The organism is Mycobacterium pseudokansasii (genome assembly GCF_900566075.1).
Lineage (GTDB): Bacteria > Actinomycetota > Actinomycetes > Mycobacteriales > Mycobacteriaceae > Mycobacterium > Mycobacterium pseudokansasii.
Genome location: NZ_UPHU01000001.1, coordinates 4,042,095 through 4,067,366, shown reverse-complemented (window position 1 = coordinate 4,067,366; position 25,272 = coordinate 4,042,095). Strand labels below are relative to the sequence as shown.

At 67.0% G+C, this 25,272-nt stretch carries 17 protein-coding genes, 1 tRNA gene and 1 pseudogene; 8 read left to right on the top strand and 11 right to left on the bottom strand.

The genetic code is table 11. The features are described 5' to 3' along the window. Nucleotides 1-2: 2 nt before the first annotated feature. The gene (locus EET10_RS18380) at nucleotides 3-269 is read right to left on the bottom strand and encodes a hypothetical protein (protein WP_063468216.1); all 267 of its coding nucleotides are present in this window, start codon (nucleotides 267-269) and stop codon (nucleotides 3-5) included. A 193-nt stretch (nucleotides 270-462) separates the two neighbouring features. Between EET10_RS18380 and EET10_RS18375 the strand changes: the two genes are divergently transcribed. Then, nucleotides 463-535, top strand: a tRNA-Asn gene (locus tag EET10_RS18375). A gap of 60 nt (nucleotides 536-595) precedes the next feature. Here the strand turns inward: EET10_RS18375 and EET10_RS18370 are convergent. From EET10_RS18370 to EET10_RS18350, 5 genes are read right to left on the bottom strand one after another with little or no spacing between them, the layout of a single operon-like run. After that, nucleotides 596-1,063, bottom strand: a complete 468-nt coding sequence (locus tag EET10_RS18370) for a DUF4395 domain-containing protein (protein WP_063468217.1) — start codon at nucleotides 1,061-1,063, stop codon at nucleotides 596-598. Between the two features lie 26 nt (nucleotides 1,064-1,089). Beyond that, nucleotides 1,090-1,509: a thioredoxin family protein gene (locus tag EET10_RS18365; protein ID WP_036402338.1), complete on the bottom strand. Its 420-nt coding sequence runs from the start codon at nucleotides 1,507-1,509 to the stop codon at nucleotides 1,090-1,092. A gap of 60 nt (nucleotides 1,510-1,569) precedes the next feature. After that, nucleotides 1,570-2,256: a serine O-acetyltransferase gene (gene cysE / locus EET10_RS18360; RefSeq protein ID WP_036402340.1), complete on the bottom strand. Its 687-nt coding sequence runs from the start codon at nucleotides 2,254-2,256 to the stop codon at nucleotides 1,570-1,572. Between the two features lie 2 nt (nucleotides 2,257-2,258). Then, nucleotides 2,259-3,191 carry a cysteine synthase A gene (gene cysK, locus EET10_RS18355; protein ID WP_063468218.1) on the bottom strand — a complete coding sequence of 311 codons (933 nt, stop codon included), beginning with the start codon at nucleotides 3,189-3,191 and terminating at the stop codon, nucleotides 2,259-2,261. Next, nucleotides 3,188-4,477, bottom strand: coding sequence for a TQXA domain-containing protein (locus EET10_RS18350; RefSeq protein ID WP_063468219.1), 1,290 nt, complete (start codon nucleotides 4,475-4,477; stop codon nucleotides 3,188-3,190). Before EET10_RS18350 ends, cysK begins: the two co-directional genes overlap by 4 nt. Before the next feature lie 356 nt (nucleotides 4,478-4,833). On the opposite strand from EET10_RS18350, the gene EET10_RS18345 reads away from it, so the two are divergent. Together EET10_RS18345 and EET10_RS18340 are read left to right on the top strand one after the other, a co-directional pair. After that, nucleotides 4,834-5,757: a family 2A encapsulin nanocompartment shell protein gene (locus EET10_RS18345; RefSeq protein WP_023365582.1), complete on the top strand. Its 924-nt coding sequence runs from the start codon at nucleotides 4,834-4,836 to the stop codon at nucleotides 5,755-5,757. Continuing rightward, nucleotides 5,744-7,663 (top strand): family 2A encapsulin nanocompartment cargo protein cysteine desulfurase, encoded by a 1,920-nt coding sequence (locus EET10_RS18340; protein ID WP_063468220.1) that lies wholly within the window; start codon nucleotides 5,744-5,746, stop codon nucleotides 7,661-7,663. Before EET10_RS18345 ends, EET10_RS18340 begins: the two co-directional genes overlap by 14 nt. An 18-nt stretch (nucleotides 7,664-7,681) precedes the next feature. On the opposite strand, the gene EET10_RS18335 is transcribed toward EET10_RS18340, so the two are convergent. Together EET10_RS18335 and EET10_RS18330 are read right to left on the bottom strand one after the other, a co-directional pair. Beyond that, entirely contained in the window at nucleotides 7,682-9,328 is a 1,647-nt protein-coding gene (locus tag EET10_RS18335; RefSeq protein ID WP_063468255.1) for an NAD-dependent malic enzyme, read from the bottom strand. Nucleotides 9,329-9,419: 91 nt separating this feature from the next. Further along, nucleotides 9,420-13,610, bottom strand: a complete 4,191-nt coding sequence (locus tag EET10_RS18330) for a bifunctional nitrate reductase/sulfite reductase flavoprotein subunit alpha (protein ID WP_063468221.1) — start codon at nucleotides 13,608-13,610, stop codon at nucleotides 9,420-9,422. 441 nt (nucleotides 13,611-14,051) lie between these two features. On the opposite strand from EET10_RS18330, the gene EET10_RS18325 reads away from it, so the two are divergent. Next, nucleotides 14,052-14,567, top strand: a complete 516-nt coding sequence (locus EET10_RS18325; protein ID WP_423793637.1) for an LppP/LprE family lipoprotein — start codon at nucleotides 14,052-14,054, stop codon at nucleotides 14,565-14,567. 249 nt (nucleotides 14,568-14,816) lie between these two features. Beyond that, nucleotides 14,817-16,360: pseudogene (locus tag EET10_RS18320) on the top strand (nitrate/nitrite transporter). Here EET10_RS18320 and EET10_RS18315 read toward each other — a convergent pair. Further along, nucleotides 16,357-18,309: an acyl-CoA dehydrogenase family protein gene (locus tag EET10_RS18315; RefSeq protein WP_036402348.1), complete on the bottom strand. Its 1,953-nt coding sequence runs from the start codon at nucleotides 18,307-18,309 to the stop codon at nucleotides 16,357-16,359. The pseudogene EET10_RS18320 and the gene EET10_RS18315 overlap by 4 nt on opposite strands. Before the next feature lie 107 nt (nucleotides 18,310-18,416). Here EET10_RS18315 and EET10_RS18310 point away from each other — a divergent pair, with 107 nt between their 5' ends. Continuing rightward, nucleotides 18,417-19,163 (top strand): VIT1/CCC1 transporter family protein, encoded by a 747-nt coding sequence (locus tag EET10_RS18310; RefSeq protein WP_063468223.1) that lies wholly within the window; start codon nucleotides 18,417-18,419, stop codon nucleotides 19,161-19,163. A gap of 13 nt (nucleotides 19,164-19,176) precedes the next feature. Here EET10_RS18310 and EET10_RS18305 read toward each other — a convergent pair whose 3' ends face one another. Both EET10_RS18305 and EET10_RS18300 read right to left on the bottom strand, forming a co-directional pair. Beyond that, the gene (locus tag EET10_RS18305) at nucleotides 19,177-21,585 is read right to left on the bottom strand and encodes an ATP-binding cassette domain-containing protein (RefSeq protein ID WP_099188465.1); all 2,409 of its coding nucleotides are present in this window, start codon (nucleotides 21,583-21,585) and stop codon (nucleotides 19,177-19,179) included. A gap of 148 nt (nucleotides 21,586-21,733) precedes the next feature. Continuing rightward, nucleotides 21,734-22,219, bottom strand: a complete 486-nt coding sequence (locus tag EET10_RS18300; RefSeq protein ID WP_036402354.1) for a MarR family winged helix-turn-helix transcriptional regulator — start codon at nucleotides 22,217-22,219, stop codon at nucleotides 21,734-21,736. A 203-nt stretch (nucleotides 22,220-22,422) separates the two neighbouring features. Between EET10_RS18300 and EET10_RS18295 the strand changes: the two genes are divergently transcribed. After that, nucleotides 22,423-24,399, top strand: a complete 1,977-nt coding sequence (locus EET10_RS18295; RefSeq protein WP_211187963.1) for an ABC transporter ATP-binding protein — start codon at nucleotides 22,423-22,425, stop codon at nucleotides 24,397-24,399. Further along, nucleotides 24,396-25,256, top strand: a complete 861-nt coding sequence (locus tag EET10_RS18290; RefSeq protein ID WP_036402360.1) for an energy-coupling factor transporter transmembrane component T family protein — start codon at nucleotides 24,396-24,398, stop codon at nucleotides 25,254-25,256. Before EET10_RS18295 ends, EET10_RS18290 begins: the two co-directional genes overlap by 4 nt. Nucleotides 25,257-25,272 lie beyond the last annotated feature (16 nt).

Genomic DNA, 25,272 nt, shown 5'->3' with positions numbered 1-25,272 from the left:
CGCTATTTCGCCTGGCGCTCGACAACCCGTTCGATCCGCTCGGCCCGCTCGATGATGGCCGTCTGCTCGTCGATCTCGGTCACCGTCACAAAGCCCGAGTCGGGGGAGATTCGATTGGCGATCTTACGGCGGCCCCCCTCGATCATCGACCTGGCCACGGGACTCCCGGTCAGCGCGCGGTAGGTGCCGGCGATCTGCTCATAGCGGCGACGGCCGGCCTTCGCCCCCAACACGTACCCAATCCCCAACACGGCGACATACCCGATCAAAGCGGTCCCTCCGACTATCAGCGCGGTTCGTTCTATCCTGCCTCATCCGCCCGAGTGCGGGCGTGCCAATCCTGCGAGGCGAGTTCCCACCGACGGGGCTCGGCAGTCTGGCTGATCCCGCAAGTTGGCGCGGGTATGCCAGTACGCTAGAGTCGTCCCGCGATCCGCGACAACCTTGGCGCGGACGCGACGGTCCCCTGTAGCTCAACTGGCAGAGCATTCGGCTGTTAACCGAAGGGTTGAAGGTTCGAGTCCTTCCGGGGGAGCTCGGTCTGCACCGGCCTTATCGCCCGCCGCCGGCTCGTTGGCGGCCTGCTCGGTATCGCTCAGCCATGCGGCGCTTTGGCCATCGGTGTTCGGCGGAGTCGGGCGACCAACGGGTAAAGCTGACAACCCAGGCAGATGCCGAAGGCGGCGTTCAGGAAACAGGCGAATAGCGCGAACGAGGTCGCGACCACGCCCAGCACCGGGACCGCCACGGCGAAGCCGACGATTCCGATGACCGTGAAAACAAGTCCGACCAGCTGGGCGAACTTCAGCGGTGGCACCGGTTCCCGCTGTGTCACCGGTCCCAGCCGGGGCGCTACCAGCTTGGCGAACAGCAGGCCGTAGGGACTGTTGCGCGGACCGCGCAGCGCGCTGATGGCGAAGACGATCGCCTGGGCGACCAGTATCACCGCCGCCGCCTTGGTGCTGAACACCGAGACGATCAAGGCCACGACGAGGACCGTCGTGGTGATCCACGCGGCAAACCGCGGACCGCGGACGTCCACTTGTCCAGGATTACTCGGCATCAAGACCACTCCTTTTACCAAAGGTCTCAGGTGAGCAGGGGCTGCAACGCTGCCCGCAGATCGGCCGCCTTCGGCACCCCCGCGGTGCGGTACAGCTGCCGCCCGTCCGCGTCGAAAATGAACGTGGTGGGTAGCGACAGCACGGCCATCCGCTGTGCGGCCACCGGATTGGTGTCGATGTCGATCTCGACGTGTGCCACATCGGGCAATCCGGCGCACACCTCGTCGACCACACGGCGCACCACTGCGCACGGACCGCACCACGCGGCGCTGAAGTGCACGACGGTGGGACCGGTGTCGGACAGGCCGAGATCGGAGGCGTCCTGGTGAACTGCGGAGCCGGTTTCCCGCAGCACGCCGGACCGTCGATTGACCGTCCAACCGATCGCCGTCGCACCTGTCAACGCTGCGATGAGCGCCATCGAAGCGATTGCGATCGAGCTCATCGGCTCGCCATGCCTTTCATAGTAGTCATAGTCGTCATAGTCGGGTCTTCCTCAGATAGATCAGATGGAGAAATCTTCGCCATGCCATACACCGGCCTCGGGCGGTCGGATCACCCGTCCGGCCGGCGGGTGGTGGTCGGCTGCGGCCTCCAGCCTGGCCACCCGGCTGAGCAGCGACTGGAGGCTGACCCCCACCAAGTCGGGCAACACCGAGTCGTCGTGTCTGGACGAACCGTTACGGCTGATGACCTGCCCGGGGACGCCGACCACCACTGCGGCGGACGGAACCTCTTTGACCACAACGGAATTGGCGCCGATCCGGCTGCCGTCGCCGATCTTGATCGGGCCCAGGATCTTGGCCCCGGCCCCGATGATCACCCGGTCACCGACCGTGGGGTGGCGCTTACCGATATCGGTTCCGGTGCCGCCGAGCGTGACGCCGTGGTAGAGCGTGACGTCGTCACCCACTTCGGCGGTTTCACCGATGACCACGCCGGTCGCGTGATCGATGAACAGGCCCGAGCCCAGCACGGCGCCGGGATGGATGTCGACACCGGTCAGGATGCGGGTGAGTTCCGCCAACGCCCGGGCGGCCAACCGCGCGCCGCGCAGCCATAGCCAGTGGCTGATCCGGTGGCCCCACACCGCGTGGACACCCGGATAGCAGAAAACGACCTCCAATGCGGTCGGCCGGGCCGGGTCGCGCTGCCTGGCCACCCGGATGTCGCGCCGAATCTGCGCCAGCATGGCTAATCGCTCAGATCCGCGAACAACGGCGTGCTCAGGTAACGCTCGCCGAAGTCGGGAAGTACGACGACCACGAGTTTGCCGGCGTTCTCCGGCCGACGGGCCACTTCCACCGCGGCCCACGCGGCCGCGCCCGAGGAGATGCCGACGAGCAGACCTTCCTCCTTGGCCAGCCGGCGGGCCAGGTTGAACGCGTCGTCGTTGGCCACGGTGATGACCTCGTCGACCAAGCCCATGTCGAGCACCGCCGGGAGGAACCCGGCACCGATGCCCTGGATTGGGTGTGGTCCCTTCTGACCCCCGGACAGCACCGGCGACGCGGCCGGTTCCACGGCCACGAACTGCGCCGACGGCCTGCGTTCCTTGATGACCTGCGCGACACCGGTGATCGTGCCGCCGGTGCCGATGCCCGACACGAAGATGTCGACCTTGCCGTCGGTGTCCTTCCACACCTCCTCCGCAGTGGTCACGGCGTGGACCGCGGGGTTGGCCGGATTTTCGAATTGCTGCGGGATGAAATACCGCTCGTCGGTCTTGGCCAGTTCTTCGGCCTTGGCGATGGCGCCTGCCATGCCGTCGGCGCCGGGGGTGAGCACGAGCTCGGCGCCGTAAGCGCGCAGCAGCATGCGTCGCTCGATGCTCATGGTGTCGGGCATGGTGAGCACGCACTTGTAGCCGCGCGCGGCGGCCACCATCGCCAGCGCGATACCGGTGTTCCCACTGGTCGGCTCCACGATGACGGTGTCCGGCTTGATCAGGCCCGCTTTCTCGGCGGCGTCGATCATGGCTACCCCGATGCGGTCCTTCACACTTCCCGCCGGATTGAAGGATTCCAGCTTGGCCACCACGTCGGCCACTGCGCCGTCGGTGACCCGTCGCAGCCGGACCAGCGGCGTGCCCCCGATCAGTTGGGTGATGTTTTCGGCGATGGTCATTGGCGGTCTCCAGCGATGTCGGCGCGCGCCTCCGCGGCCTGCCAGTTGATGTCGAACTCGATTGTCACGTGCACGGGTGTCGTCAGCGCAACCGGCGTGAGCCGCTGAGTCGTACTCTCCAACGCCACTCCGGTCAGCACCCGTCCACCCAGGTGGTGGTGGGTAGTCGTGGCAGTCAGTGTCGTCGCCGTGGTGCCGGGTGCTCGGCGCAGGTAGAAGTCCGCACCGGGTTGAACGGTTCCGGTGACGGCACGCCCGTCGGCGTCGACCAGCTCGTGCCCGTCAGGCACGCTGAACGTCAACGGAATTCGGATCCGGAACGGCCCCACGAGTTCCGAGTCGACAGCGGCGGCGGTGTCGAGGAGGTGCGGATCGCCGTCGTCCCGCAAGGCCGTGTATGCCCCCGCGAGCAGATAGTTGTAGAGATGCACCACTCGATCGGCGTTGCGATAGTGGCTGGAACCGGTCAGCCAGAAGTCGACGTGGTCGATCACCGGCGTGGTGTCGGAGGTGGCGACCAGCCGGTAGCAGCGGTAGCCGTGCGCGCCGTATCCGTGGCTGGCGGTCGACAAGGTGCTGCCGACGCCGAGGGTGCGCTGGTAGCGTCCTCGGCCGGCATCGGTGGTCAGTTGGGATCCGGAGATGTCTTGCCAGACAAGGCCATCCGTCGACTTTTGCAGCTTCACCGCCACGGGGGTGTCGGACGCCGTCCACAGCGAATAGCCGCCCAGCTGTGGCCGCCCGTCGAATTCGAAGGTGAGCACCGGTCCCGGTCCGCGGCGCACCGCGAGGGGGGCATTGAGCGGGCGGGTGTCCAGCGTCATGCCGTTGGTGAAGTACCAGATCGCCGCCTGCGTTGCGGCGATGGCTTCGTGTTCGCTGATGTTGGCCGGCCCCAGCGGATACCCGGCGGCGCGGAGCCGTCGGCTCAGCTCGGCGATCGGGCACATCGGGAAAGAGTTGCGCAGGATCCAGTCCACCTCGGCTTCGCAGTCGCGGGTGCGCAGATGTGGCAGGGCGGACCAGGTGCCCAGGCGGTAGGGCGACGGCTGGTGTGGTGCGACGCCGGTGAAATCCAGCGAGTAGGCCTGCACGTTCGGGTTCAACCTGATCAGGTCGGTGCGGGCGGTGGTGCCGTCGGCGAACACGATCCGGTCGACGGTGTGTGAGTAGGTCCCGCCTCGGTAGCGGGTCATCCGGGTCAACTCGGTGGCCGGTCGTACCCGGATGCGCCGACGGGTCGCCACCGGGGCCGGCGCGCGGTGCGGGATGGACAAGACAGTCATAGGGGTCGTTGCTCTTCCTGAAGACTTTGGGTCGCGCGCGTCATCAAGGTGTGAAGCGCCGCAGCGCGACGATTGCTGAACGGTCAGAAGACGTCAGGAATCAACAGCAGCAACAACAACAGTCCGCGGCGATGCAGCGCGTAAGGACAAAGCGCAGCGGTACGGCCTGTTGCATGGCATCCATTATAAGGCATGCCGCATATCAGCTGTTCGGCTCAGCGATGATGTAACGCTTTGCCCGGGCGACCGCGTCGAATACGCTCTCAGCGCACGTCTGGGCGCGGCCGACGATGATTGCGCCCGACCTCCAGGCCCGGTGCCTGCGCAGGGATCGATCATGCACGGAAGGGACAACGATGAGTTCGCCGCAAAACGAGTCTCAGGCACTGGGTGATCTTGCTGCCAGGCAGCTTGCCAACGCCACCAAGACGGTCCCGCAGCTGTCGACGATCACGCCCCGCTGGTTGCTGCATCTGCTCAGCTGGGTGCCGGTGGAAGCGGGTATCTATCGGGTGAACCGGGTGATCAACCCCGAACGGGTGGCGATCAAGGCCGAAGCGGGCGCCGGAACGGACGGGCCGCTGCCGGAGACCTACGTCGACTATGAGACCAGCCCGCGGGAGTACACGCTGCGAACCATCTCCACGCTGCTCGATATCCACACCCGAGTGTCCGACCTTTACTCGAGCCCGCACGACCAGATCGCGCAGCAGTTGCGGCTGACCATCGAAACCATCAAGGAGCGCCAGGAGTTCGAACTGGTCAACAGCCCCGAATACGGATTGCTTGCCCAGGCGACACCCGGGCAGACCATCCGGACGCTGGCCGGAGCGCCCACGCCGGACGATCTGGACGCGCTGATCACCAAGGTCTGGAAGACGCCCAGCTTTTTCCTGACCCACCCCCAGGGGATTGCGGCGTTCGGCCGTGAGGCCACCTACCGTGGCGTGCCGCCGCCAGTGGTGAGCCTGTTCGGCGCGCAGTTCATCACCTGGCGCGGCATCCCGCTGATTCCCTCCGACAAGGTGCCGGTTGTCGACGGCAAGACCAAGTTCATCCTGGTGCGCACCGGCGAAGAACGCCAGGGCGTGGTAGGCCTGTTCCAGCCCGGGCTGGTGGGGGAGCAGGCGCCGGGGCTGTCGGTGCGGTTCACCGGCATCAACCAATCGGCGATCGCGACCTACCTGGTGACCCTCTACACGTCCTTGGCCGTGCTCACCGACGATGCGCTTGCCGTGCTCGACGACGTGGCGGTGGACCAGTTCCATGAGTACAAGTGAGTACCCGGCGCCAGACGCCGCAGGTGAGGCGCCGATCAGCGCCGCGGAGCTGGCCGCATTTGCCGGTCAGCTCTACGCCGCCGGCATTCGGCCGGGCTTCGACAGCCCGCCGCAGGCGGCTCCGGTGGCCCCGCGCGGCAACATGCCCGACACGACGGCCGCAGCAGCGGCCGGGCGGGCAGCTGCCGGCGCGTTCGACGTGGCGCCGGCTGCGGTTCCGTCCGTCGGCGTAGCCGACATCTACCTTCCGGCGCCGACGTCACCGGAGCCCGAGGGGCCGCCGCAGACGGCACCGGTGGCTCTGCGCGGAAGCGTTCCGGATACGACGGCGGCGCCGGCGGCATCCACGGCAGCTGCCGGCCTGGCGGATCGGTATCCACCGGGTGCCGGCGGGCTGACGGCGTTCGCGGTACCGAGTTCAGGCATCGTGCCGACGGTTCCGGGGGTGCTGGCCGGCGCGGCGCCCCACGTTCCGATCGCTCCGCACGATTCGATGCCGGTTCCGCGGCCCGAATGGCCGCGTGCGGCGCCGTCGGTCGGCGACCTCGGTTGGTCCGACACGGTGCCGGCCCGCCGCGATACGCCGCTCGGTGACGAGCGCAACTACGCCTTCCTCACCCCCTTGCTCACCGAGGCCGACTCGGTGCCCAAGCCGGCCGACGATCACCGGGCGATCGATGTCTTCGACGTCGAGGCCGTGCGTGCCGACTTTCCGATTCTTCGGGAGACGGTCAACGGCAAGCCGTTGATCTGGTTCGACAACGCGGCCACCACCCAAAAGCCGCAAGTGGTCATCGACCGGCTCGCGCACTTCTACGCCCACGAAAACTCCAACATCCACCGTGCCGCGCACGAGCTGGCCGCCCGGGCCACCGATGCCTACGAAGAGGCGCGCGACACCGTCCGTCGATTCATCGGCGCCGCCCGCGACGAAGAGATCATCTTCGTCCGCGGCACCACCGAGGCCATCAATCTGGTGGCCTACGCATGGGGTGGAAAGCATCTGCGCCCGGGTGACGAGATCGTCATCACCCATTTGGAGCATCACGCCAATATCGTTCCGTGGCAACTTATTTCCCAGCAGACCGGTGCCGTGCTGAAGGTGGCCCCGGTTGATGAAGCCGGCAATCTGCTGTTGTCGGAGTTCGAGGCGCTGCTGGGTCCGAAGACCAAACTCGTTGCGGCAACTCATGTCTCGAATGCCCTCGGTACCGTGACGCCGGTACACCAGATTGTCGAGCTCGGACACCGCTACGGCGCCCGGGTGCTGATCGACGGTGCCCAGTCGATTCCGCACCTGCCGATCGACGTTGCCGAGCTCGGAGCTGACTTCTTCGCGTTCTCCGGGCACAAGGTCTACGGCCCCACCGGAATCGGTGTGCTCTACGGGCGCGAGGACGTTCTCGCCGAGACACCGCCGTGGCAGGGGGGCGGCAACATGATCACCGACGTCACGATGGAGCGCTCGCTGTATCAGGAGCCGCCGAGCAAGTTCGAAGCCGGCACCGGCAACATCGCCGATGCGGTGGGTCTCGGCGAGGCGTTGCGTTACGTCGAGCGGGTGGGTGTCGAGCGCATCGCCGCCTACGAGCATGCGCTGTTGCGGTACGCGACCCCGCGGCTGGCCGATGTGCCCGGTGTCCGCCTGGTGGGCACCGCGACCGAGAAGGCCAGTGTGCTGTCGTTCGTGCTGGCCGGCCATGAGCCGCTCGAGGTCGGCAAGGCGCTCAACGCCGAGGGCATCGCGGTGCGTGCCGGACATCACTGCGCCCAGCCGATTCTGCGTCGCTACGGCTTGGAGGCCACGGTTCGCCCGTCGTTCGCCTTCTACAACACCTTCGACGAGGTCGACGTGTTCGTCAGCGCGGTACGCCGTATCGCCGAGGGCGGCATGAACGCCGGCTGAGCGGGATTACGTCCGCATTCAGTCGTAGACCGGCAGCCACATGGTCTCGACGATGGCTCGTGCGACGTCGTCATGGGCCTTGGTGGCGACGCCGTCGTCGACTGCGGCGTGATAGACGGCCTCGGCGACCGTCGCCGAAATCCCGCGGAGGTCCTGAACGTCGGGCAACAGCGAATCCCCGGGCTGGGTCGGATTAGCCCGGCGCGCAAGGGCTTTGGCCGCCGCGCGGAGCATACCCTGAGTCAGCAACCGGGCTCCGGCCACGATGACGCCCAGACCGATGCCCGGAAAAACCAGCACGTTGTTGGCCTGGCCGATGGTATAGGTGGTGCCGTCGGATTCCACGGGCCCGACCGGGGTGCCGGTGGCAACCAGAGCCTTGCCGTGCGACCATGTCAGGACGTCGGCCGGCATGGCCTCCATCCGCGAGGTCGGATTGGACAGCGGGAAGATCATCGGGCGTTCGCACGATGCCGTCATCGCTTCGACGACCTCCTGGGAGAACGCGCCGGAGACCGTCGAGGCGCCGAGCAACACGGTCGGGGAGGCCAGCTTGATCGCGTCGACCAGGCCGATCCGTGCCGCGGGCTGGACGCCCAGCCGGTTTCGGTTTTTCGCATACGGCAGCTGGAATTCCCGCAGACCCTCCATGTCGTCGAACAGCAGCCCCTGCTTGTCGATGGCCCAGATCTGCGACGTCGCCTGCTCGACGGTGGCGCCGTCGGCCACCATGGCGTCCCGGATCTGGTCGGCGACACCCATGCCCGCGGTGCCGGCCCCGAAGACGATCACCTTCTGGTCGCGGACCCCGACGCCGGTGACGTGCGATCCCCCGTCGATGGCGGCCACCACCACCGCGCCGGTGCCTTGCACGTCGTCGTTGAACACGCAGTACTGCGCACCGTAGGTTTGCAGGATCATCCGCGCGTTGGCCGGCCCGAAGTCCTCGAAGTGCAGCATCGCCCGCGGAAACATCCGGTGGGCGGTCTCGATGTAGCGCTTGATGAACTCGTCGTATTCGGCGCCACTGCGCCGGGCGTGCCGGTTGCCCAGGTAGAACGGGTCCTGCAACAGTTGCTCGTTGTCGGTGCCGACGTCGAGCGACACCGCCAGGCAGCGGCGGGGATCGATGCCGCCACCGGCGGTGTAGAGCGCCAGTTTGCCCACCGCGATCTGGATGCCGCCGACGCCCCAGTCGCCGATGCCCAGGATGGCTTCGGCGTCGGTGCACACGATCAGGTCGACGTCGTCGGGTCCGAGGCCCAGGGTTTCGAATGCGGCCGCGACATCGTCGGGTTCGTCGATGCTGAGGAACAGCCCGCGCTGCCCACGGTATTCATCCGAGAACCGTTGGATCGCTTCCCCGACCGTGGGCGTGTACACCACCGGCATCAGTTCGGGCAGATGGTCGATCAGCACCTTGTAGTAGAGCAGTTCGTGGCGGTAATGCAGCTGTTCCAGCAGCAGGTTACGGCCCAGATCGGTGGCCAGGCTCTGCAATTGATGCCACACCCGGTCGGCCTGCTGGTCCAGGGCGAGTACCGCGGACGGAAGGCGACCGACGAGCCCAAGCTGTCGCCGCTGCTCGTGGGTGAAGCCGACCCCGCGATTGAGGCTCGGCGTGGACAGTGCGGCCGGAAACCGGGGCACGCGGGCATCGCTCATCACCATCTCCGTCCGTGACCTGATGCGTCAAGTCACGGTAACGCCGGGGACGTGAGCGCACCGTGAAGAGCCCCAAGAGGAACAGATCGGGTCAGTAGACGTCGCGGTGGTAGCGCTTGGCCGCGCTCAGCGACTGCACGTAGGCGTTGGCCGCTTCGGGCTCGAGGTGTCCGTGCTCGGCGGCGATGTCACACAGCGTGCGGTCGACATCTTTAGCCATCGGGTCGGCGTTGCCGCACACGTACAGTTGCGCGCCGTCCTGCAGCCATCGCCACAGCTGCGCTCCGCGCCGGCGCATCAGGTGCTGCACGTAGACCTTCTCGTGCTGATCGCGCGAGAATGCCAGGTCGAGTTCGGTGAGGAAGCCGTCGGCGTGCATCGCCTGGATTTCCTCACGGTAGTAGAAGTCTGTGGCGGCGTGCTGCTCGCCGAAGAACAGCCAGTTCGGCCCGGTGTGGCCGAGCGCGCGCCGCTCCTGCAGGAAAGCCCGGAAGGGCGCGATACCGGTTCCCGGACCGATCATGATCATGGGTGTGTGCGGGTCACTGGGGGGCCGGAAACTGCTGGATTTCTTTACATAGACCGCGATCTCGTCGCTAGGGGAGCGGTCGGCCAGATAGGTCGAGCACACCCCGCGCCGCGGCACGCCCTGGAAGTTGTACCGGACCGGCGACACGGTCAGATGCACTTCCCCCGGATGCTGTTTGGGGCTGGACGATATCGAATACAGCCGCGGCTGAAGCGGTTTGAGTACAGCTAGCCACTCGTCGGCGGTTGCGGTGACCGGCGCCTGAGCCAGCAGGTCGACTGACTGCCGGCCCCAGGACCAATCGGCAAGCGCGGCTTTGTTTTCCGGGCGCATCAGGTCGGCGAGCTGGCCGGCAACGTCGCAGTCCGCGGTGCGCTGCTGGACGAAGCGCAGCAGGGCGGGGCTGATGTGCGCGATCTCGAGCCGATCGGTCAATGCCGCACGCAGCGACATCGACCCGTGATTGGCGACATCGACTTCGGTGTGGCCATTCAGTCCGGTCACCGTCAGCCATTCGTCGACCAGCCGGCTGTCGTTGCGGGGCCACACCCCCAGCGCGTCGCCGGCTTCGTAGCTGACCGCTTGCTCGGGTGCGTGAAAAACCAACTGCCGCACGTTTTTTCCTGAACGCGGTTTACTGAGCGTGGTGTTGCGGACCACGTTGGTGATCAATGGGTTCTTTTTCGTGAACGCCCGTGGTGTTGGGGTAGCCGTCGGCGACGCCTGAAGCGTTGTGGCCGTGGTCGACACCGTGCCGCGCAGCTCGTGCAGAACCCGGCTCAGCCAGTCGGCGGCAGGATCCTCGTAGTCGGGTTCGCAGTCGACGCGGTCGATGATGCGGGCCGCTCCCAGTTCGGCCAGGCGCTGGTCCAGCGCCCGCCCGTGACCGCAGAAGTTGCCATAGTTGGAATCGCCCAGCGCCAGGACGGCGTAGCGGGTGCCGGCCAGCTGCGGCGCGGTTTCAGCCGACAGCGCCCGCCAGAAAGCTGCGCCGTTGTCCGGTGGCTCGCCGTCCCCGGTGGTGCTGGTGATCAGCAGCAGCTGCTGAGCCGTCGGCAGCTGCGACACCGGGAACTCGTCCATGCCGTGCAATGCGACCGGCAGCCGGGCCGCACGCAGTTGCGCCGCGACGTCAGCGGCGAGTTCTTCGGCCGTCCCGGTTTGCGACGCCCACAACACCACGATCGGGGCGGTTGCCGCAGTGGGCTTTTGGCGGTCGCCGTCGGCACCGTGGGGCCGCATGACCGGCACCGGTTGCGGCATCTCGGCGCGCGCGAACATTCCCGCGAGTAGGCCGGTCAGCCACAGCCGGGTGGGCGTGTCGAAGGGAGCGCTGACCGGCACGGTGGGCACCCCGGCCATGCGCCGACCGGTTTCGGTGCGCAGCCCCGCCAGCAAACCGGCAAGGTAGGAACGAGCGAACGGACCGAACTGGGGCATCGGTTCGGTTGCCACTCCGAGGAATTCGGCGAGCGCGTCGATGTCGGCCACAGCGAGGCGCGGGGTGTCGGTGAGCAACTCCGGTTCGGGTGCGTCGGCCCCGCTGGGTTCGTCTGCCGAACGTGGCCACGCCGCGGTTTGGGCGACTTTGGTCAAGGTGACCGCACACGCCTTGTATTCCGGTTGCCGTGATATCGGGTCGACGGCGTCGTTGGTGACCGCATTGATCGAGAGGTACTCGCCGAAGACGTCGTTCCAGTGGAAGGGAGCAAAACAGTTGCCGGGCCGCACCCGGTCGGTGACCAGGGCGGGCAACACCGCGCGACCGCGACGTGACGCTATCTCGACGTCGTCGCCGTCGCAGACGTGCAGTTGTGCGGCGTCATCGGGATGGATCTCGACAAACGGTCCCGGGTTGAGTTTGTTGAGTTTGGCCACCTTTCCGGTCTTGGTCAGTGTGTGCCACTGGTGCGGCAGGCGCCCGGTGTTGAGCAGGAACGGGTAGTCACCGTCGGGCATCTCCTCGGGCAGCAGATGGGGACGGGCGAAGAACACCGCACGCCCACTGGCGGTCGGGAACGCCAACCGCGGCACCGTCCCGTCGTCGCGAACCAACAGGGTCTGGCTGACCCCGTCGTTGCGGTAGCGGATCGGGCTGCGGCCATCGCTTTCGGGTGGGCAGGGCCACTGCAACGGTGTCTGCCGCAACCTGTCGTAGCTGACCCCGCGCAGGTCGTATCCGGTCGCCGGGTTCGAGAACCGCTTGATCTCTTCGAACACCTCCGCGGCGGATTGGTAGCTGAACGACTCCGAATAGCCCATCTCGCAAGCGATCCGGGCGATGATCTGCCAGTCCGGCAGTGCCTGCCCGACCGGCTCGACGGCCTTCTGGAACAACGTCAGGGTCCGCTCGGAATTGACCATCACCCCCTCGGACTCGGCCCACAGGGCCGCGGGCAGCAACACGGTCGCGTACTCGTTGGTCTCGGTCTCGGCGAACGCATCCTGGCTGATCACCAATTCGGCCTTCTCCAGCCCGGCCAGCACAGTCTTCCGATTAGCCACGGTGGCTACGGGATTGGTGCACATGATCCAGCATGCCTTGATGTCGCCGGCGGCCATCCGGGAGAACATATCGACCACACCGGCGCTGACTTCGGTGCGCAGCGACCCGTGGGCAATGCCCCATTGCTGCTCCACGAATTCGCGGTCGGCGGCCGAGAGCACCGAGCGCTGTCCCGGCAGACCCGGCCCCATATAACCCATTTCGCGTCCACCCATGGCGTTGGGCTGCCCGGTGAGGGAGAAGGGGCCGTTGCCCGGCTTGCAGATGGCGCCGGTGGCCAGATGCAGGTTGCACAGCGCGTTGGTGTTCCAGGTGCCGTGGGTGCTCTGGTTGAGTCCCATTGTCCAGCAGCTCATCCAGTTGGTGGCTTCGCCGATCCAGCGCGCTGCGGTGCGGATGTCTTCGACAGGAAGACCGGTGATTTCGCTGACCTTGTCGGGTGGGAACTGCTCGAGAAAGCTCGGCATCACCTCCCAGCCCTCGGTGAACTCGGCGATGAAATGCGGGTCCGTGTGGCCGTTTTCGACGATCAGCTGCAGTAAGCCGTTGAGCAGCGCCAGGTCGGTGCCGGGAGCGATCTGCAGGAACAGGTCCGCCTTGTCGGCGGTCGCGGTGCGGCGCGGGTCGACGACGATCAATTTGGCGCCGGCCTGGACGCGTTCCATCATCCGCAGGAACAGGATTGGGTGGCAGTCGGCCATGTTGGCGCCGATGACCAGAAACAGATCGGCCTGATCGAAGTCCTGATACGAGCCGGGCGGTCCGTCGGCGCCCAACGACAGATTGTATCCCGAACTGGCCCCCGCCATGCACAGCCGCGAATTGGCCTCGATCTGGTTGGTGCCGATGAACCCTTTGGTCAGCTTGTTGGCCAGGTACTGGGCCTCGATCGACATCTGTCCCGATACGTACACCGCGACGGCGTCGGGGCCGTGCTCGTCGATGATGTCGCGTAACCGCTTGGCGCATTGGGTGATGGCGTCGTCGATGCCGACCGGCTCGAGGGGCTCTCCACGGTCATTGCGCAGGCATGCCGACTCCAGCCGTCCCGGCGCGGCGAGCAGGTCTGCCGTCGTGGCCCCCTTGGTGCACAACCGCCCAAAGTTGGCCGGATGGGAGGTGCGGCCAATTGACTTGGCAATGTGGCGCTTTCCGGTTTCCGCGTCCGTTGTGACCTGCAGCACAATGCCGCAGCCCACGCCGCAATAGGCGCACATAGTCTCCACGGCGTCCTTACCGGGCGCCATGAGTTCCCTGGACACGCCTACTTCCTTTCTCACAGCCGCTGCTTACACACCGCTGTGCAACGGGGTATTCGCCAAATCCTGCGACAGGGATGTTTCGGTACGGGATGTGCGACGTTTCGGCCGTTTTACGGTCTTCTCGCACCGGGTTAAACGTGCCGGTGCGTTGCTGGAAACCGGTGAGCCCGTCGATCGGGCCCTCAGGCCGACCCGCTCATCCCAGGTCGTCATCGACCGGTGTTCTCGAGGCCAGATTACCCGCGACTGACCTGCGGTGACGCCCCTCGCGCCGCCACACCCGCAGTTGTGACGAAACGTGGGGAAGATTCACAGTTTTCGCCCAGCTCTCGGCGTTCGTCCCGGACGGGATCTGAGGAGATCCCAAGAGGTTCGCCTACAGAGATTTACCTGGTACTGCACAGATTTCGCTAAGCTCGCCAGGTGGTGCGTAGGCGGCCGACTCTGATTCGTCTGTGCCTGGGTGTGATGCTCGGGATCGCCGGAATTGCCGGGGCTGCGGGTTGCGCCGGGAAATCGCCGACACCGCCGCCTCCGCCGCCGGATACCTGCAAGCAGTCCGACGGCCCGGCAGCCGAGACGGTGCGACAGTCCATAGCCGCTGTTCCGATCGAGGTGCCTGGCTCCAGCTGGGTGGAAATCGCGCGGGGACACACCAGGAAATGCCGGCTGTACTGGGTGCAGATCATCCCTACCATCGCCTCGGAGTCGACTCCGCAACAATTGCTGTTCTTCGACCGCAACACCCCGTTGGGGTCGCCGACCCCCGATCCGAAGCCCTACATCACGGTGCTGCCTCCTGGTGATGACACCGTGACGGTCCAGTACCGGTGGCGAGTCGGCGGTGATCCCGAATGCTGTCCCAGCGGTATGGGCACGGTTCGATTTCAGATAGGTCTCGACGGCAAGCTGAAGGCACTGGGCCCGATACCGCACCCGTAGCGGCCTGTAGCGACCCAATAGCGACCCAATAGCGACCCAATAGCGACCAATAGCGACCAATAGCATTGGCCCACAGTTGGTTACGCCGACGTAGCCAACCGGTCACGGTAGGCGCCTACAGGACTTGTTCAGCTGTTCTTCAGCAGATTCAGGCTGCCCACAACGTGCCGCGCGACTGCAAGTTTGGCACTCTGGGAGTTCGTGGTTGTTTCCCGGCGGGAAGCAACGTGGCCGGGGCTAAGGAGAGTGATGGAACAGCAGATGCTGCTGCAACGTGAGGAGCCGCTGAGCAATTCCGGCCACGCTCAGCACAATTCGGATACTTCAGCAAGGCGCAGGACTGGCTCGCGGCATATTTCGCATTGGGACGCCGAGGATGTCGCGGCATGGGAAGCCGGCAACAAGGTCATTGCCCGGCGCAATCTGTTCTGGTCGGTGGTCACCGTGCATCTGGGCTACTCCGTGTGGACGCTGTGGCCGGTACTGGTGTTGTTCATGCCCCAGAGCGTCTACGGTTTTTCCGCCGGCGACAAATTCATGCTCGACACCGTCGCAACCCTGGTCGGGGCGTGTACGCGGCTGCCGTACTCGCTGGCCACGACGATCTTCGGCGGCCGCAACTGGGCGATTTTCTCGGTGACCGCGCTGCTGGTCCCCACCATCGGCACGCTGGTGCTGTTGACTCATCCGGGGCTGCCGTTGTGGCCGTATCTGGTGTGCGCGGCGCTGACCGGGCTGGGCGGCGGTAACTTCGCGGCGTCGATGAGCAACGCCAACGCGTTTTACCCGCATCGGCTGAAAGGCTCGGCGCTCGGCATTGCCGGCGGCGTGGGAAATCTCGGGGTGCCGACCATCCAGTTGGTCGGGCTGCTGATCATCGCCGTGTTCGGGGACGGAAAGCCGTACCTGGTGTGTGGGCTCTACGCGGTGCTGCTGGCCGGCGGGGCCATCGGTGTGGCGCTGTTCATGAACAACGTCGAGCAACACCGGGTGAAGGCCAACCGGCTGCGCCCGATCATCTCCGCTGTCCTTGCCATTCGCGACACCTGGCTGCTGGCACTGCTCTACCTCGGCACCTTCGGCTCGTTCATCGGGTTTTCGTTCGCATTCGGGCAGGTGCTGCAGACCAACTTCGTGGCAGCCGGTCAAAGCACCGCGCAGGCGGCGTTGCACGCCGCCGAATTGGCTTTCCTGGGACCGCTGCTGGCCGCGCTGGCCCGCGTCTACGGCGGCCGGCTGGCCGACCGGCTCGGCGGCAGCCGTCTCACCCTGGTGGTCTTTGTCGCTATGACGCTGGTTGCCGGGCTGCTGATCGGCGCCGGCAGCCTGGAAGACCGGCACAGCGGCCCCATGCGGGGAGCCAGCATGGCCGGCTACTTCGTCTGCTTCATTGCGTTGTTCATCCTGTCCGGGTTGGGCAACGGGTCCGTGTACAAGATGATTCCGACGATTTTCGAGGCATGCAGCCGCGAGCTGCATCTCGGCTCGGATCTCGGCGAAGCCGAGCGCCGGGACTGGTCGAGGCTGATCTCCGGGGTGGCCATCGGGCTGGTGGCGTCCTTGGGTGCGTTCGGAGGGGTCGGAATCAACCTGGCGCTGCGCGAGTCCTACGTGGCCACCGGGGCCGCGACCGACGCGTTCTGGATCTTCATGGCGTTCTACGCCGGTGCGGCCGCCCTGACGTGGAAGGTCTACGTTCGCCGGCCGGTGGGGTACATTCCGGCTCTGCAGCCGGCCGCCGTCGAGCTCGTGGCGCAGCCGGCCGCCGTCGAGCTGATGGGTCGCTGAGCTAGTCGGGCAGGTTCTCCGGATGCAACATCTCGGCGTAGCGCAACGGTTCGGGGATCCCGAAGCCGTCCACCAACGTCTTGGCGTGGGGGCGTAGCACCCGGCACCGGTCGTTGATGCCGCGGGTGACCGCCTTGGCTCGTTCCGTCGACAGGAACCGGTGTTCGATGTACCAGGCCTTGTCGTCCTCGATCACCGACAAGGCGTACAAGTCGCACACCGCCTCGAGCACTTCGCGGGCCTCGCGGTCCGGGCAGGATTCGATCCCGGCGACGAATGCCTCCAGCACCACCCGGTCGATGTGTGCCTGCGCGGCGTGCAGCACGTGATCCTGAACCGCGTTGAAGGCGTCGAACGCCGACATCTCGTTGGATTTGCTCTGCAGCCGCCGCGCCACCGAGGACAGCAGATACTCCTCACGGTCCTCGAACATCTTGACCTGGGTGCCGCGGTTGAACAGGCTGCCCTCTTCCTCGTTGTCCTGGCGGGCGTCCACGACCGTCTGAATGATGGTCTCGGCCGCGGTGCGTTTCAGCACCCGCTGACCGACGGTGTTGGCGGCGAAGCGCACCCATTCCACCGGGCTCATGCTGCGGATGTCGTCGGCGTAGGCGGTCAGCAGCTCCTTGGCGACCAGCTGGGTCAGCACGTGGTTGTCACCCTCGAACGTGGTGAACACGTCGGTGTCCGCACGCAGTGCGATCAGCCGGTTCTCGGCCATGTAACCGGCTCCGCCGCAGGCCTCCCGGGCCTCCTGGATGGCGCGGCTGGCGTGCCAGGTGTTGGCGGCCTTCAACCCCGCGGCCCGGGCTTCCAGCTCACGCTGCTCCTCGGCGTCCGGGTCGTCTGCGGTTTGCATGTCATGGCACCTGGACACCAGCTCGTTCTGGGCGAACTGCAGCGCATACGACCGCGCGATCAGTGGGAACAACCGCCGCTGGTGGACCAGGTAGTCCATGATCAGAACTTCGTTGTTGTCGTCGTCGGGTGCGCCGAATTGCCTGCGCTGCAACGCATATCGGGTGGCTATATCCAACGCGACGCGTGCCGCCGCGGCCGCGCTGCCGCCGACCGTCACCCGGCCGCGGATCAGCGTGCCGATCATGGTGAAGAAACGGCGGCTGGCGTTTTCGATCGGCGAGCTGTAGGTGCCGTCCGGTGCGACGTCGCCGTACTTGTTCAGCAGATTCACCCGCGGAATACGGACGTGATCGAACATGATTCGGCCGTTGTCGACGCCGGGCAGGCCACCTTTGTAGAGGCAGTCCGACGTCGTCACGCCCGGCAGGTCGTTGCCCTCGTCGTCACGGATCGGGACCAGGAAGCAGTGCACCCCGTGGTTGACCTGCTCGCCGTTTCCGGTGGTGATCAGTTGCGCGAAAACCGCTGCCAGGCGCGCGGTTTCGGCCGCCCCGCCGATGTAGTCCTTGCGCGCCGTCGGGGTGGGGGAGTCGATGACGAACTCTTCGGTCTCGGCGTCGTAGGTGGCGGTGGTCTCCAACGACTGCACGTCGCTGCCGTGCCCGGTCTCGGTCATCGCGAAGCAGCCGCGGATGCCGAGGTTGATGATCTTGGGCACGTACTCCTCGTGATGGCGCTGGGTGCCCAGGTTCTCGACGGCACCGCCGAACAGGCCCCACTGCACTCCGGCCTTGACCATCAGGGACAGATCCGACATGGCCAGCATCTCGATCATCGTGATCGCCGCGCCCACGTTGCCGGTGCCGCCATGCTCCTTGCGAAAGCTGTCTTCGGCGGCGCCCGCGGCGGCCAACAACTGCATCTGCTCGGCCACCTTGGCGCGGGCGATGACGGTGTTGGGTGTGTAGTGCGGGCGGAAGATCTCCAGGTTCAGCTTCTTGCGCATGTCGTTTTTCACGTCGCGGAAGCGCCCGTCGAGGGCGTTGCGCAGATGTTCGGCAGTGTCGGCAGTGTTGGTCATGTCCGGCGCCATACCCGAACCGTAACCCCGTCAACCACAGTGTGGGCCAACAGACGACATCGGTGTCCGAATACGGAAGGCACATATGTCGTTTCGCCCCTGTGGGTTTAGATAGCGCCATGGCGAATCCTGAACCCGGGTCACGGCCGGGCGAATCGGGTCAATCCGGCGAACCGGCCTTCGACGTCGGGCACTCGCACTCCGACGTCAGCGGCGGCTGGTTGCGGGCGGCGGCCTTCGGCGCGATGGACGGCCTGGTCAGCAACACCAGCCTGATCGCCGGTGTGGCCGCGGCCGAAAGTGTCCACGCCACCATCGTCAGCGGTATCGCCGGGCTGCTGGCCGGCGCGTTCTCCATGGCTTTGGGCGAATACACGTCGGTGACCACGGCCAACGAGCAGATCGACTCCGAAGTCCATCTCGAGCGTCGGGCCCTGCGCTCGCGTCCGCACGACGAACGGGCCGAATTGGTTGCGATGTTGCGGGAGCTGGGTATGAGCGCGGAAACCGCGGAGATCGCCACCGACGAAATTCACCGCGACGAGAACCAAGCGGTCAACTTTCACCTGGTGCGCGAGATCGGCGTCGATCCGGCCGCCAAGCCGTCGGCGCGGGTGGCAGCCGGGTCGTCGTTCGCGATGTTCGCCATCGGGGCGCTGCTGCCGCTGATCCCCTACCTGCTCGGCTTCGGGTCGTTGGTTGCCGGGCTGGCATGTGGCGGGGCCGGGCTGCTGGTCGCCGGCGGCCTGACCTCCCGGTTCACCGGCAAAGCGGTGTGGTGGGCGGCGTCGCGGCAACTGATCTTCGGCGCCGCCGCCGTGGCAGCCACCTATCTGGTGGGATTGCTGATCGCGGCCGTGCTGTGAGCGGCCCGCGACGTCACGATCGGGCGGTCATGCCGTGACCGGGCGGACGTAGCCGGAACAACACGAAACCGGCCCACAACGCACCCATGATGGCCAGCATGGCCATGTCGAAGGCCCACCAGCCGGTGTAGTGCGTCCACACCCCGTTATGGGCCGCCAGCGGGTCGACCCGCCGCAGATCAACGGTGGAGGCCGCTGCGGCGAAGCCCCAGTGGGCCGGAATCAGCCAGGCGACCTGGTCGAAACCCCAGGTGCCCACCAGGGGCAGCAGCCCGCCGCCGAAGAGCGCGGACGCCAGGATCACCGGCACCGCCAGCGGCAGCACCTCCCGCTTCGACCTGCCCAGCGTGGACAGCGCCAGGCCGACGATCATCGAGACGACGGCCGTGGCTGCCACGCTCACGTAGAGCTCCACAGTGGCATTGCGCAGTAGCACCGCCTCATGGACGGGCGGACCTTTGCCGGCGACGACGATGGCGGTGAGGATGGCGGCCTGGATCGCCGCGACCAGGCCGAACACCGTGAGCTTGGCGACAAGGTAGGCCGGCGTCGACAACCCGACAGACTGCTCGCGCCGCAAGATCTGCCGCTCGCCGACGAGATCGCCAATCGTCAACAGGATGCCCATCAGCACCGCGGCGAGGTTCATCGCGGCCAGGATTTCGGTCGCCTCGTGCGGGTTGGGCGCCGACCGGCCAGCGCGGTCGAACCCGGAATCTCCGGGAATCAGCAGCGTCAAGCCGCCCAACACAAACGGCAGCAGCAACAGGCAGAGCAAGGACACCCGCCTGGCGACGAACAGGCGGACCTGACGACGAATCGCCAGCCCGAGCTGCTGGTCGGCAGTGAGCTCGGCGGGCGGCCGCCCGGGAGCCGCCACCGCGGGCGGTGCCGGCCGTAGTGATCCAGATGCCTGCTGGCGGTTCAGGAACGCCTGATGCGCACCGCCGGGATCGGCGTCGACCTGCGCGAAAACCTCGGACCAGTCGGTGGTGCCCATCGCCGGTTCCAGCTGCACCGGCGGCCCGGCGAAAGCCAAGGTGCCGGCCGGGGTGAGCAGCAACACCTGGTCGCACAAGTTCAGGTGAGCAAGCGACGTCGTCGCCACCGCGACGACGCAGCCGAGGTCGGCCTGTCGGCGCAGCATCGCCATGACGTGGCTTTCCTGCGCCGGATCCAGCCCGGCGTTCGGTTCGTCGACCACCAGCAGCGACGGCCGGGAGACCAGTTCGGCAGCCATCGACGCGCACCGGCGCATTTCGGGCGCAAGTTTGGCCACCCGGGTGTTGCGATGCGGCGTCAGTTCGAGTTCGTCGAGAACATGGTCCACCACCCGGTCGCGGGTCTCGGGAGTGGTATCGGGCGGTAGCCGCAGCTCGGCGGCGTAACCCAGGGCCTTGCCGACGGTGAGGCAGCCGGGTACCGCATCGTGGCGCGGCACTGCCCCGATGCGCGATCTCGTCCAGTCGGGCTCGGCCTGCACGTCGTGGCCGTCCACGGTCAGCACTCCCGAACCGAGCGGCCGCAGGCCCGCAAGCAGCTCGATCAAGGCGGTGGTGCGGTTTTCCGACGGCCCGACGACCGCGATCAACGTTCCCGGCCGTGCGGTGAACGAGATGTCAGAAAGCAGTTCGCGCCCGTCGACGGTCAGTCCCAATCGATATGCCGCCACGCCGACCGTGCGCGCGCCGGGTGTCAGCGGCAGCCGGCTGGTTGTCGGCCCCTCCTCCGCGGATCCGGCGTCGGGTCCCGCCGCGAGCAGCTTCCGGGTGGCACCGGTCATCCGCTCGAACAGACCGCGTCCCCCGGGCTGCTCAGCCGCCTGCACGGGCTGCTCACCCGCCGGCGCGGGCTGGTCAGCCGGTGGCGGGTGCCCGGCCTCCGGCGCGGGCGGCGTTTCCTGTGGTGTCAATCGGATGGGCTTGGTAGCCCTGCCGAACGTCGGGGCCGCGGGGATTCGCTGGGTCGCCGACTCTGCGACGATGCGCTGCGCCGCCGCCTGGGCGGGTTCTGGGCGGGTGATCGACGTGGCCGGCATCCGCTGCGTGGCCTGCTCGGTCGGTTTCCCGGGTTTGCGCCACTGACCGGTAGGCGGCGGGGTCGGCCGGTGCGCCTGCGGCGGATCGGCCGATGCCGTCGGCGCTCCCGCGGGCGCGGCGAGCTGGAAGGTAAGCCGGGGTCCCCGGCGGGGGTCGCCGATGGCGATCGTCTGGCCGTCGCGGATGTCGACTGCCGACAGCCGGGTGCCGTCGACGAAAATGCCGTTGCCGCTGCCGTCCATGGCCACCCAATGCGTGCCCTGGAACCGCAGCACCACATCCGGGGCGGGGCGGCCGCCAGGACCGGGGTGGTGCAGGCGGATGTCGCAGTGCTCGCCGGACCCCGCCAGCACGTCACGGCCCGGGGCAAAGACGTACCGCATCGATCCGAACCAGACGGTCAACGGCGGGGCGTTCGGTATCAAGATGCGGCCGCCACCTTTCGTCACCGAATGTCGTCACCGCAGCGACGATCGATATTGACTGAGTACCCGGCGGGCGGGTCTATCTATCCAGGATGCACCGCGACGGTCACAATGTGTTGCGGCCCGGGGTGGCCGCCGCGTTGTCGAGCAGCCGGCGCAGCACCTCGACGGCCTCAGCCAACACCTGCCGGTCCGCCGGTCCGAGTCGGGCCAGTTGCGGTTCGATCGCGGCAGCACGGTCGGCCCGCACGGCGGCCAGCGTGCGCTGCCCTTCCGATGTGATCCGAATGCGGACCGCGCGGGCATCGCCGGGGTCGACCGTCCGGGTCACCAGACCGGCCTCTTCGAGGCGTCGTACCTGTGTGGTCATCGTGGGTTGGGAACAGTGATCGACCGCGGCGAGGTCGCCGATGCGTGCTTCGCCCTTGGCTTCGATGGTTGCCAGCAGCCGGGCCTGCGCCGACGGCAACGGCATCTGGATGCGTTGGGTCGCCAGCCGGTTGAGTCGCGCGACCACACCCAGCAAATCGGCGCCGAGACCCTGATGGGGCACCACTGCCCCGGCTTGGTCGGTGGCGGCGGATGAACTCATGGCCCCATCGTTGCATAGCTTTGCTATGTGACACCAATCGTGGGCGCTGGCAAGCCAATCCGACGGGCGGCTGTGTGCTGCCGCCGCATGCGGCTTCACCTGGCAGAATCGGTGAGGTGACTGTGCCGGCCCCCGTTGCTTCGCGACATCGGCGACATCGACGCGGGCGGCTGCAACCGGTGGAACTGGCCCAGGCATCGGTGATGGCCGCGCTGTGCGCGGTGACCGCCATCATCTCGGTCATCGTTCCGTTCGCCGCGGGACTGGCGCTGCTGGGCACCGTGCCCACCGGGCTGCTGGCCTACCGCTTCCGGCTGCGCGTGCTGATTGCCGCGACAGTTGCCGCCGGGGTGATCGCCTTCCTGATCGCCGGAATGGGCGGCTTCATGGGCGTGGTCCACAGCGCCTACATCGGCGGGCTGACCGGAATCGTCAAACGCCGGGGGCGGGGCACGCCGACGGTCATTGTGTCGTCACTGATCGCCGGGTTGGCCTTCGGCGCGGCGATGGTCGCGATGCTGGCGGCTCTGAGCCGGCTGCGGCACCTGATTTTCGATGTGATGACCGCAAACGTCGAGGGTCTTGCGTCTTTTATGACCCGGATCCATCTGCAGGGCGCTGCCGCCGACCTGCAGCGATACTTCGCCGACGGTTTGCAGTACTGGCCGTGGGTGCTGCTGGGCTACTTCACGCTCGGGATCGTGATCGTGTCGCTGATCGGTTGGTGGGCACTGTCGCGGCTGCTGGAGCGGATGCGCGGAATTCCCGACGTGCACCAACTGGACGCTCCGGCCGGTGATTCAACGGACCCGATAGGACCGGTTCCGGTGCGATTGGACAATGTGCGGTTCCGCTATCCCGGTGCCGCCCAAGACGCGTTGCGTCAGGTCAGCCTGGCTGTGCGGGTCGGTGAACACGTGGCGATCACCGGCGCCAATGGTTCCGGCAAGACCACGTTGATGCTGGTACTCGCGGGCCGGCAGCCGACGTCGGGCACAGTAGAGCGTCCGGGCGCGGTGGGTCTGGGCAAGCTGCGCGGCACGGCAGTGGTTTTGCAGCATCCGGAAAGCCAAGTGCTGGGCACCCGCGTCGCCGACGACGTGGTGTGGGGCCTGCCGCCGGGCACCAGGATCGACGTCGCCCGGTTGCTCACCGAAGTCGGCCTGGACGGACTGGCCGAACGTGACACCGGCAGCCTGTCCGGTGGTGAGTTGCAGCGGCTAGCGCTGGCGGCGGCGTTGGCCAGAGAACCGGCGCTGCTGATCGCCGACGAGGTCACCACGATGGTGGACCAGCAGGGCCGCGATGCGCTGCTGGGCGTGTTGTCCGGCCTGACGAAACATCACCGCACTGCTCTGGTACACATCACGCACTACAACAATGAGGCCGATTCGGCCGACCGCACGATCAACCTCAGCGACTCTCCCGACAACGCCGACATGGTCGAGACGGCAGATGTTCCGGCGCCGGCCGTCGCGGTGGGTGGCCTGGGGCACAAACCGGCGCTCGAACTGATCGGCGTCGGACACGAATACGCCACGGGCACACCGTGGGCCAAGACCGCGTTGCGGGATATCAGCTTCGTCGTGGAACAGGGCGACGGGGTGCTGATCCACGGCGGCAACGGCTCTGGCAAGTCCACGCTGGCGTGGATCATGGCTGGACTGACGGTTCCCACCACCGGCGTTTGCCTGCTCGATGGCCGGCCCACCCACGAGCAGGTCGGTGCGGTGGCGTTGTCATTCCAGGCGGCCCGGCTGCAGCTGATGCGCAGCCGGGTCGACCTGGAAGTCGCCTCCGCGGCGGGCTTTTCGCCCCGCGATCACGACCGGGTGGCCGCGGCGCTCAGTGTCGTCGGGCTGGATCCCACGCTGGCCGGGCGCAGTATCGATCAGCTCAGCGGTGGCCAGATGCGCCGGGTGGTGCTGGCCGGGCTGCTGGCATGTTCACCTCGGGCGTTGATTCTCGACGAGCCGCTGGCGGGTTTGGATGCCGCCAGCCAACGCGGTTTGCTGCGACTGCTGGAAGACCTGCGCCGCGAGCAGGGTCTGACGGTGGTGGTCATTTCTCATGACTTCGCCGGGATGGAAGAGCTTTGCCCCCGAACCCTGTATCTGCGCAACGGCGCCATGGAACCGGCGTCGACGAGCGCCGCGGGCGGGACGGGGAGCATGTCATGACGCTGTCGGCAACCGCCGCCTCCGACGCCGACGGACGCGGCGCCCGTCGCCCCACCCGACCGGTTGTCCTGCTGGTTCCGGTACCGGGCACCTCGGTCATCCACGACTTATGGGCCGGCACGAAACTGCTGGTGGTCTTTGGCATTTCCGTGCTGCTGACGTTCTATCCGGGCTGGGTGACGATCGGGCTGATGGCGGCGCTGGTGCTCACGGCGGCCAGGCTCGCGCACATCCCGCGCGGTGCGGTGCCGTCGGTACCTCGCTGGTTATGGGTGGTACTGGCGATCGGCGGCATTACGGCCGCGCTGGCCGGCGGCGCCCCGTCGATCGCGGTGGCCGGAGTGGAGCTCGAACTGGGTGGAGCGTTGAACTTCCTGCGGATCACCGCGCTGTCGATCGTGCTGCTGGCGTTGGGTGCGATGGTTTCCTGGACCACCAACGTCGCCGAAATCGGGCCTGCGCTGGCGAGTTTGGGCCGGCCGCTGCGACTGCTGCGGATCCCGGTCGACGAGTGGGCGGTCACCCTGGCGCTGGCGCTGCGCGCTTTCCCGATGCTGATCGACGAATTCCAGGTGCTCTACGCCGCCCGCCGGCTGCGGCCCAAACGGATACCGCGCAGTCGCAAGGCCCGGCGGCAGCGGCGCACTACCGAAGTGATCGACCTACTCGCGGCTGCCATCACCGTGACGTTGCGACGCGCAGACGAGATGGGCGATGCCATCACCGCCCGTGGCGGCACCGGGCAGCTGTCGGCGTACCCGGCGCGACCCAAACTCACCGACTGGACGGCCCTGATGATCACCGCCGTCACCGGCGGCGCAGCGGTGGCGATCGAGACGCTGCTGCGGGTCACCTGAGCGGCGGTTCGACGCC

Bases quoted from the DNA above. Each gene is read 5' to 3' on its own strand.
- EET10_RS18310 (WP_063468223.1), top strand. From the start codon at position 18,417: ATGGCGAATCCTGAACCCGGGTCACGGCCGGGCGAATCGGGTCAATCC.
- EET10_RS18350 (WP_063468219.1), bottom strand. From the start codon at position 4,477: ATGACTGTCTTGTCCATCCCGCACCGCGCGCCGGCCCCGGTGGCGACC.
- cysE (WP_036402340.1), bottom strand. From the start codon at position 2,256: ATGCTGGCGCAGATTCGGCGCGACATCCGGGTGGCCAGGCAGCGCGAC.
- cysK (WP_063468218.1), bottom strand. From the start codon at position 3,191: ATGACCATCGCCGAAAACATCACCCAACTGATCGGGGGCACGCCGCTG.
- EET10_RS18340 (WP_063468220.1), top strand. From the start codon at position 5,744: ATGAGTACAAGTGAGTACCCGGCGCCAGACGCCGCAGGTGAGGCGCCG.
- EET10_RS18295 (WP_211187963.1), top strand. From the start codon at position 22,423: ATGGCCGCGCTGTGCGCGGTGACCGCCATCATCTCGGTCATCGTTCCG.
- EET10_RS18305 (WP_099188465.1), bottom strand. From the start codon at position 21,585: ATGCGGTACGTCTTTGCCCCGGGCCGTGACGTGCTGGCGGGGTCCGGC.
- EET10_RS18335 (WP_063468255.1), bottom strand. From the start codon at position 9,328: ATGAGCGATGCCCGCGTGCCCCGGTTTCCGGCCGCACTGTCCACGCCG.
- EET10_RS18330 (WP_063468221.1), bottom strand. From the start codon at position 13,610: ATGGCGCCCGGTAAGGACGCCGTGGAGACTATGTGCGCCTATTGCGGC.
- EET10_RS18345 (WP_023365582.1), top strand. From the start codon at position 4,834: ATGAGTTCGCCGCAAAACGAGTCTCAGGCACTGGGTGATCTTGCTGCC.
- EET10_RS18290 (WP_036402360.1), top strand. From the start codon at position 24,396: ATGACGCTGTCGGCAACCGCCGCCTCCGACGCCGACGGACGCGGCGCC.
- EET10_RS18300 (WP_036402354.1), bottom strand. From the start codon at position 22,219: ATGAGTTCATCCGCCGCCACCGACCAAGCCGGGGCAGTGGTGCCCCAT.
- EET10_RS18365 (WP_036402338.1), bottom strand. From the start codon at position 1,509: ATGAGCTCGATCGCAATCGCTTCGATGGCGCTCATCGCAGCGTTGACA.
- EET10_RS18370 (WP_063468217.1), bottom strand. From the start codon at position 1,063: ATGCCGAGTAATCCTGGACAAGTGGACGTCCGCGGTCCGCGGTTTGCC.
- EET10_RS18315 (WP_036402348.1), bottom strand. From the start codon at position 18,309: ATGGCGCCGGACATGACCAACACTGCCGACACTGCCGAACATCTGCGC.